The sequence below is a fragment of the Henriciella aquimarina genome (assembly GCF_002088975.1).
GTDB lineage: Bacteria > Pseudomonadota > Alphaproteobacteria > Caulobacterales > Hyphomonadaceae > Henriciella > Henriciella aquimarina.
In genome coordinates this window covers 1-7233 of the sequence record NZ_NCST01000031.1, presented here as the reverse complement: position 1 = coordinate 7233, position 7233 = coordinate 1, and the positions used below count along the sequence as shown (strand labels likewise).

The following is a 7233-nucleotide window of genomic DNA, read 5'->3' as shown; positions in this document are numbered from 1 at the left end:
CAGGCGCCTGATGAAGGCCATGGGCCTGCAGGGCATTATCCGCGGCAAGCCGCATCGCACGACCTACAGCGACAAGGCGGCGCCGTGCCCGCTCGACCATGTGAACCGCAACTTCAAGGCCCCGGCGCCGAACCGGCTCTGGGTCAGCGATTTCACCTATGTCTCGACCTGGGCAGGGTTTGTCTATGTCGCCTTCGTCATCGATGTGTTCGCCCGCCGCATTGTCGGCTGGCGGGTCAGCCGGACAGCGCATGCGGACTTCGTGCTTGATGCCCTTGAACAGGCCTTGCATGACCGGCGGCCCTGCTCTGGAAGTGGTCTTGTCCATCATTCAGATCGTGGCAGCCAGTATGTCAGTATACGGTATACGGAGCGTCTGGCCGAGGCAGGTCTTGAGCCGTCGGTGGGCAGTGTTGGTGACAGCTATGACAACGCTTTGGCGGAAACCATCAATGGACTCTACAAGGCCGAAGTCATCTGGCGGAAAGGCCCGTGGAAATCCATCGATGCCGTTGAATACGCCACCCTCGAATGGGTCGACTGGTTCAATCACCGCCGCCTGCTCGAGCCAATCGGAAACATCCCACCGGCAGAAGCCGAGGCCAACTACTTTGCAGCGCTGAAGGAAAACGCTATCGCTGCTTGACCCCAACCAAACAGCCTCCGGGGTTACCGGCGCGGTTCAGAATGCCCCAAGAGAAAATTCTGAGATTCGCTGACAATGATTTCTGGAGCGATGAGCGAGTTGAGCTGGCTTTTCTGATAAGCCGTGTTACGCGCGTGCTTCGGCGTCGATTTGATATGGATATGGCATCCTTGGAACTCACGCGGGCTCAATGGAGAGCGATGCTGTATGTTTTTCGGCTTTCTAACCCTACGCAAACCGAGTTAGCCGAGATATTGGAGCTGGGGCGAGCTTCTGTCGGGTCTCTGATAGACCAGTTGGAGCGAAGTGGATATGTATCCCGGGTCGCGGACAGCGATGATCGTCGTGTGTGGAGGATTGTGCCTTCTAGATTGGCAGTCTCCCGGCAGTCCAAAATTGATCGGGCCGGAAGACGTGCGGCCGCTGAGTTATTTGCAGATTTCGACGAGAAAGATCTTAGAGATTTCCGTCGATGTCTAGAAAAGCTAATCCCAAGCGCGGAATGAGCGTGGTGAACGGTAATCATCCTATTTTTAAGCTGCCAGGTTCCTGAACTTTACGCAGAAAGTTTCAGTTCCATGGCGGGGTAATCCCGCCGATGCCCATGTCCGGGCGCTGATTGTTGTAAATCCAGAGCCACCGCGTAGCGTGTTCCTTGACGTTCTCGATCGTATTGAAGATGAACCGTCCTGGCCATTCCTGCCGAACGGTCCGATTGTAGCGCTCGACATAGGCATACTGCTGCGGCTTGCCAGGCTGGATGCAGAAGATGCCAATGCCGCGCTTTGCTGCCCAGGTCTGCAGCTTGCCACTGATATTTTTCGGCCCCGTTGTCCACGCGCATGCCCATCGGCTTTCCGAGCCCTTCAATGATTTGCTCAAGCATGTGAACGACACGGGCTGCAGGCAGGGAGAAGTCTACTTCGATACCAAGGCCTTCGCGGTAAAAGTCCTCGAGGACATTTAGCGTCCGGAAGGACCAGCCATCGCCGAGTTGGTCGGCCATGAAGTCCATCGACCACATTTCGTTCGGCCGCTCCAGAACCGCCAGGGGCCCGGAACTTCCCGAACCAGGCGTTTCCTCGGCTTGATCTACAAATTCAGCTCCAGTTCGCAAGGATATGCGCGTCTGTGAATCGCGATTTCTTCATTCTCGACTCCGTCGATAATCAACGCCGGAGAAGTCCAGTTTTCAAGTCGCTTATTTTCAGGGATGACTACCTTTCCAGGTGAAGTCCGGCCCCTGATCGACCCGGATAGCTCAAGCTTTGAGCAGACCCGTTCGAGTGTTTCAGCGATATCGGCACCGGCGTACGTCCCTCGAAAGTCAATGGCTGGAACAAGTCTGGTGAAGGCATCGATGATGTTCAGGGTTCTGATCTTGCAACCGTCGTAGAGTGGGACGTGGACGAAACCTGTGCTCCATGCCTCGTTCGGTCGCGACAGCTGGCAACGCGCTTCCTGATGAGACGTCAAATCGTCGCGCCTTGGCCGTTTCGCTGGTAAACACGCACCCTTCCCGCGACAATGCAAAAAGACAAGATGCTTGCCGACGTCCGAGCCTTCACAAACATGGGTCAATGAGATTGCCTTGAATTGAGCCGACTGTCGCGCGTTCGGTCTAGCGCTTACATCTATTGCAAATTTGCATCACATTGCGACGATTTCTGGCAGTGGGCAAAATGAATATTCACATCGCAGAAAAGTAATATAGCATACAGTACGCTATAAACATAAGGAGGAAACCAGGTGCATTATTTTAACACGCTGTCTAAGACAACTGCTTCGGTATCTTTGGCGGCATTGCTGCTCGCCGCAGGTGCTCATGCACAAGTTGAAGTGGACGAGCAGGGTACTACATCGACAACCGAAAACGCAGAGACCACACGTCGTCTGGGCGCAATTACAGTTACGGCGCAAAAGCGCGAGCAAAGTCTGCAAGATGTGCCGATCGTTGTGACGGCTTTGTCCGGTGAACTTCTCAGTGATGCGGGCGTTAAGGATATTAAAGATCTGACGGTCGTTACGCCCGGCCTGCTTGTGACTTCGTCGTCAAAGCAAGCAAATACGACGGCGCGTATTCGCGGCATTGGCACGGTAGGAGACAATCCTGGCCTCGAAAGTTCCGTCGGCGTCGTTATCGATGGGGTTCCGCGCGCCAGGAATGGCGTTTCCTTTGGAGATCTCGGCGAAATCGAGCGAATCGAAGTGCTAAAAGGACCGCAAGGCACCTTGTTTGGCAAGTCGACTTCTGCGGGCGTTATAAATATCATTACCAAGAAACCGTCTGACGAGCTTGAGTCTATCTTCGAGGTCGGGATCGGCAACGAAGGCTTCCTTCGCACCTCTGCAGAAGTTACCGGACCGCTTTCTGAAACAGTGAGCGGTCGCCTTTTTGGGGTCTATGAGGAGCGCGGCGGTCTTCTCGACGTAAAGACGGGCAATGGTCCGCGTACCGAAGACGAAACGAGTCAGTATGACTTCTACTCCTTCCGGGGCCAGCTTCTTTTTGAGCCTTCGGGCGACCTCGAAATCCTTCTCTCGGCTGACTATACTGACCGGGAAGAAGATTGTTGCATGGGTGACTATGTCTCGGTGGACCCGGCCAGAGGCCCGCTGGTTACGCTGTTGGCCGGCGGCGATGGTGCCTCTGCTTTCCCGATCGATCCGTTCGATCGCGTCGCCTTTGCGAACCGCGACGCCACGCAGACGACCGAAGACTGGGGCGTGTCAGCCAATATCAAGTGGCAGACCGGATTCGGTGAACTGACATCCATCACATCGTATCGCGACTGGGAAAATGGCTCGGGTCAAGATACCGATTTCAGCGCGGCTGATCTTTGGTATCGTGATGATGAAACTTCCGTGGATGCTTTTGCGACTTTCAGCCAGGAGTTGCGGTTCGCAGGTGCCACCGACAACATTGACTGGCAGGTGGGTGCCTTCTACGCAAATGAGACTCTCGACCGTTCAGATTTCATCCGTTACGGCAATGATTACTTTTTCTACTTTCAGCAATTGCTGCTCGGTGCGAGCGGTGGTGCGTTCAATCTCGCTGCGCTGCCCGGTAACATTTACACGGGTGAGGCCAATGCAACTGCGGACGTTTATGAACAATCTTCGGACACATACGCGATCTTTACGAACAATACGTTCAGCTTGACCGATCAGTTCGACCTGACCGTCGGCCTTCGTTATACGATCGATGAGAAGACGCTGGAATCCAATTTTGATGGAAATGCAGGTAGCTGTGCCACAGCCTTGACTGTATTTGGGGCTGCAGGTGGGTTGACCCCGACGCTTTGCTTGCCTTGGACGAACGACAACTTCGTCGGTGTGAGATCCACGCAGGATCGCTCTGACGACGATTTGTCAGGTACAGTGAAGGGGGCATATCGGGTCAATGAAAATCTGATGTCCTACGCGTCCTATTCGCGCGGTTACAAGGCCGGTGGTTTCAACCTTGACCGCAGCCAGTTTGGTCCCTCAGATCCCACGCCGTTTCAACCGAATCTGGACACCGGTTTCGATCCCGAAACTGTGGATGCGTATGAGGTCGGCTTCAAGACCAACAATGCGGCAAATAGCTTGTTCTTCAATGGTGCGATATTCTATCAGGAATATAGCGACTTTCAGCTCAACACGTTCACCGGTACGAGTTTCATCGTGACATCCGTTCCCGGTGTGATTTCCAAGGGCGCTGAGTTCGATATCCGATACCTGCCTGAACAGCTTGAAGGACTGACGCTTCAGGGCGGCCTCGTCTATGCGGAAACCCAGTATGACGATTTCGAAGCGGTAGACTTTTTTGCCCCCCCGCGTCTGCCGGGAAGCACGATTTCGTTCGCGCCCCGCTGGTCGGGAACGTTGGCTGCAACTTATGAGACCCCGTTTATCAGCGACTGGAATGCGAGATTCAATGTGTCGAGCCGATTCACTTCACGGTATAATACAGGGTCGAACCTCGATCCGCTCAAGGAAGTTGACGATTTGGTCGTGGTCAATGCGAGGATGGCATTCTATAGCGACAATTCACCGTTTGAGCTGGAGGTTTGGGCGCAGAACCTGTTTGACGAGGACTATTACGAGCTGGCTTTCGATACGCCCCTCCAGGGCAATGCTGCCACGCAAACAGCGCCTGGAACCGCTGTTGGAGCGTTCCTGTCGCCACCTCTGACCTTCGGAGCAACCGCCCGTCTTCGTTTCTGACGTTGATGTATGCGTAACTGACCTTGAGGCGGCTAGGTAGATTCGTTTAACATTTGAAAGTCAGCGAAATACCGTTAGGTGCTTCGCTGACTTTGATTAAGACGATTCAGGTCGTCGTTCTGCCGCCGAATGCCGGAGTTGTTCGCTGGTGTTCAGGGCCTTGTCTGCATTCATGGTGAATACCACTATGAATGCAGACAGTTCCGGGCTTATTGGTGCTGGGATAATTCTGTGAATAATATCCGTAATCGCAGATTGAGACAATGCGCCAGGTCAACTTGTTGGATGGCGTCTAAAGGCGAACCAACATTCTCTTTGTGAGTGATTGTGTTGAAAAAGTCCCCAAAATCGAAAATCACTAATTTTGAACATTTCTCGAAGAATTTTGTTGAGCCGATACAGTGACTTATAGCTATCCGTATACGGTGTGAACTGCGGGGTTTTTTGACTTTTCAGCACAATCTGAGTGGAAAAAGAAGTTTTCGCAGCCCGTTTTGGGGTTACTTGAAAAGCGCGGATACCCAGACTTGATACTTGGCTCACGATCCGCGCTAGCAATTCCCGTCTTTTTCCAGTCGGTCGGGAGTTGGAGAGATCAGGTTCTCGCGGAGGGTTGAGAGCAAAGCCATGGCCGCCGATAGATCTCGGTCTTCTATGGAAGCAAAGACTTGCGTCGCAACGCGTTCGGCAGACTGCGCAAAGGCTTCCGCGCGCTGGCTGGCCAACTGGGTTGGCATGATCCGCCAGACGCGCCGGTCATGGGCATCACGTTCACGCGAGACATAGCCCGAGTTCTCGAGCTGGTCTATGAGTGCTCCAACTGATGGGCGCGCAATATCGAGCGCTTCTGCAAGTGCAGTCTGCGACGGAGCATCCATTTTCAGAACATAAACAAGTACATGCCATTGCGATCGTGTCAGACCAATGGCTTCCATTTCATGATCGAACGCTGATCGTGTCCCACCAAGTGGTGTAGCTCGTCATTGGCCTGACGGTTTTGGTCAGGCTGAGCTGATCAGCCGACCTGAGCTACAGGCAGGCTGACCAGGGGGTTATCGCAGACTGGCGCGAGGGTTTCCAGCGTCATGTAGCGTGCTCTCTGCACGGCCCATTCCTCGGTCTGTTCCATGAGGATCGCTCCCACCAGTCTGCGGATGGCGTTTTCATTGGGGAAGATACCGACGACATCTGTGCGCCGTTTGATCTCGCCGTTGAGCCGTTCGATGGGATTCGTGCTGTGCAGTTTCGTGCGATGCTGCTGCGGGAACGTCATGTAGGCAAGGACGTCTTCTTCTCCCTCGTCCATCAGCGCGGCGAGCTTCGGCAGTTTCGGCCGCATCTGATCGGCGACATGGCGCCACTGGGTCTTTGCAGAGGCATAGTCGTTCTGGGCGAAGGCGGTGGCGATGAAGGCCGAGACCACACGCCGGCTGCTCTTGCCGGCATGGGCCAGGACATTCCTCTGGAAGTGTACGCGGCAGCGTTGCCAGCTGGTATTGAGGACGCGGGCGACGGACGCCTTGATACCCTCGTGGGCATCGCTGATGACGAGTTTCACCCCACTCAGCCCCCGGCGTACCAGATCGCGCAGGAAGCCCGTCCAGAACGTCTCCGCTTCCGAGGGGCCAATGGCCATGCCCAGGACTTCCCGGCGCCCGTCCGTATTGACGCCGACGGCGATTGTCACCGCGACCGATACAATACGCCCGCCCTGGCGGACCTTGAGATAGGTGGCATCGATCCAGAGATAGACCCACTCGCCTTCGATCGGCCGGGTCAGGAAGGCCTCGACCCGCTCATCGATTTCTTCGCAGAGACGCGACACCTGGCTCTTTGAGATGCCTGTGCCGCCCATCGCCTGGACGAGATCATCCATCGCCCGGGTCGAGACGCCGTGCACATAGGCCTCCTGGATCACCGCTGTCAGGGCTTTCTCGACGGCGCGGTGAGGCTCCAGGAAGGACGGGAAGTAGCTGCCTGTGCGCAGCTTCGGGATCCGCAGTTCGACATTGCCGGCCCGGGTCTGCCAGTCACGTTCCCGGTAGCCATTGCGCTGGGCTTTGCGCTCCGGATCCTTTTCGCCGTAGGCCGCGCCGGCGCGCACGCCAACCTCGAGCTCCATCAGCCGCTCAGCGGCAAATCCAATCATCTCCTTGAGCAGGTCGGCGTCCCCACTCTTCTCAACAAGCTCGCGCAGGTCCATCATAGCCTTGGTCATTGTCGGTTTTCCTTCGGTCAGGTTGTGTGTCGCAACCCAATCCTACCAAGGAACCGGCAATGGCCAACCGCGCTGCGGGCCTCGTCCTACAGCGCCATGTGGAAAGGCGCGGACGAGACCCGCAGCGCTAACCAGCTACACCACGACCCGGGACGTGACC

5 protein-coding genes and 1 pseudogene are annotated in these 7233 nt (G+C 55.5%); 3 read left to right on the top strand and 3 right to left on the bottom strand.

The annotated features are described in order from the left end of the window. Together B8784_RS04750 and B8784_RS22150 are read left to right on the top strand one after the other, a co-directional pair. Positions 1-646 (top strand): IS3 family transposase (locus B8784_RS04750; RefSeq protein WP_143435293.1); only part of this gene is annotated, 646 nt, incomplete at its 5' end. Then, entirely contained in the window at positions 532-1152 is a 621-nt protein-coding gene (locus B8784_RS22150) for a MarR family winged helix-turn-helix transcriptional regulator (RefSeq protein ID WP_084396467.1), read from the top strand. The genes B8784_RS04750 and B8784_RS22150, both read left to right, overlap by 115 nt. Positions 1153-1202: 50 nt before the next feature. On the opposite strand, the pseudogene B8784_RS21850 reads toward B8784_RS22150, so the two are convergent. Next, a pseudogene (locus tag B8784_RS21850) lies at positions 1203-1780 on the bottom strand (integrase core domain-containing protein); the annotation flags it as partial. A 615-nt stretch (positions 1781-2395) separates the two neighbouring features. Between B8784_RS21850 and B8784_RS04735 the strand changes: the two are divergent. Beyond that, a complete protein-coding gene (locus tag B8784_RS04735) occupies positions 2396-4855 on the top strand; it encodes a TonB-dependent receptor (protein ID WP_084396465.1) in 2460 nt (819 codons plus the stop codon). Positions 4856-5406: 551 nt separating this feature from the next. Here the strand turns inward: B8784_RS04735 and B8784_RS04730 are convergent. Beyond that, positions 5407-5790, bottom strand: a complete 384-nt coding sequence (locus B8784_RS04730; RefSeq protein WP_084396464.1) for a MarR family winged helix-turn-helix transcriptional regulator — start codon at positions 5788-5790, stop codon at positions 5407-5409. An 80-nt stretch (positions 5791-5870) separates the two neighbouring features. After that, on the bottom strand, positions 5871-7073 hold the full coding sequence (locus B8784_RS04725) for an IS256 family transposase (RefSeq protein ID WP_084396434.1): 1203 nt from the start codon (positions 7071-7073) through the stop codon (positions 5871-5873). Positions 7074-7233 lie beyond the last annotated feature (160 nt).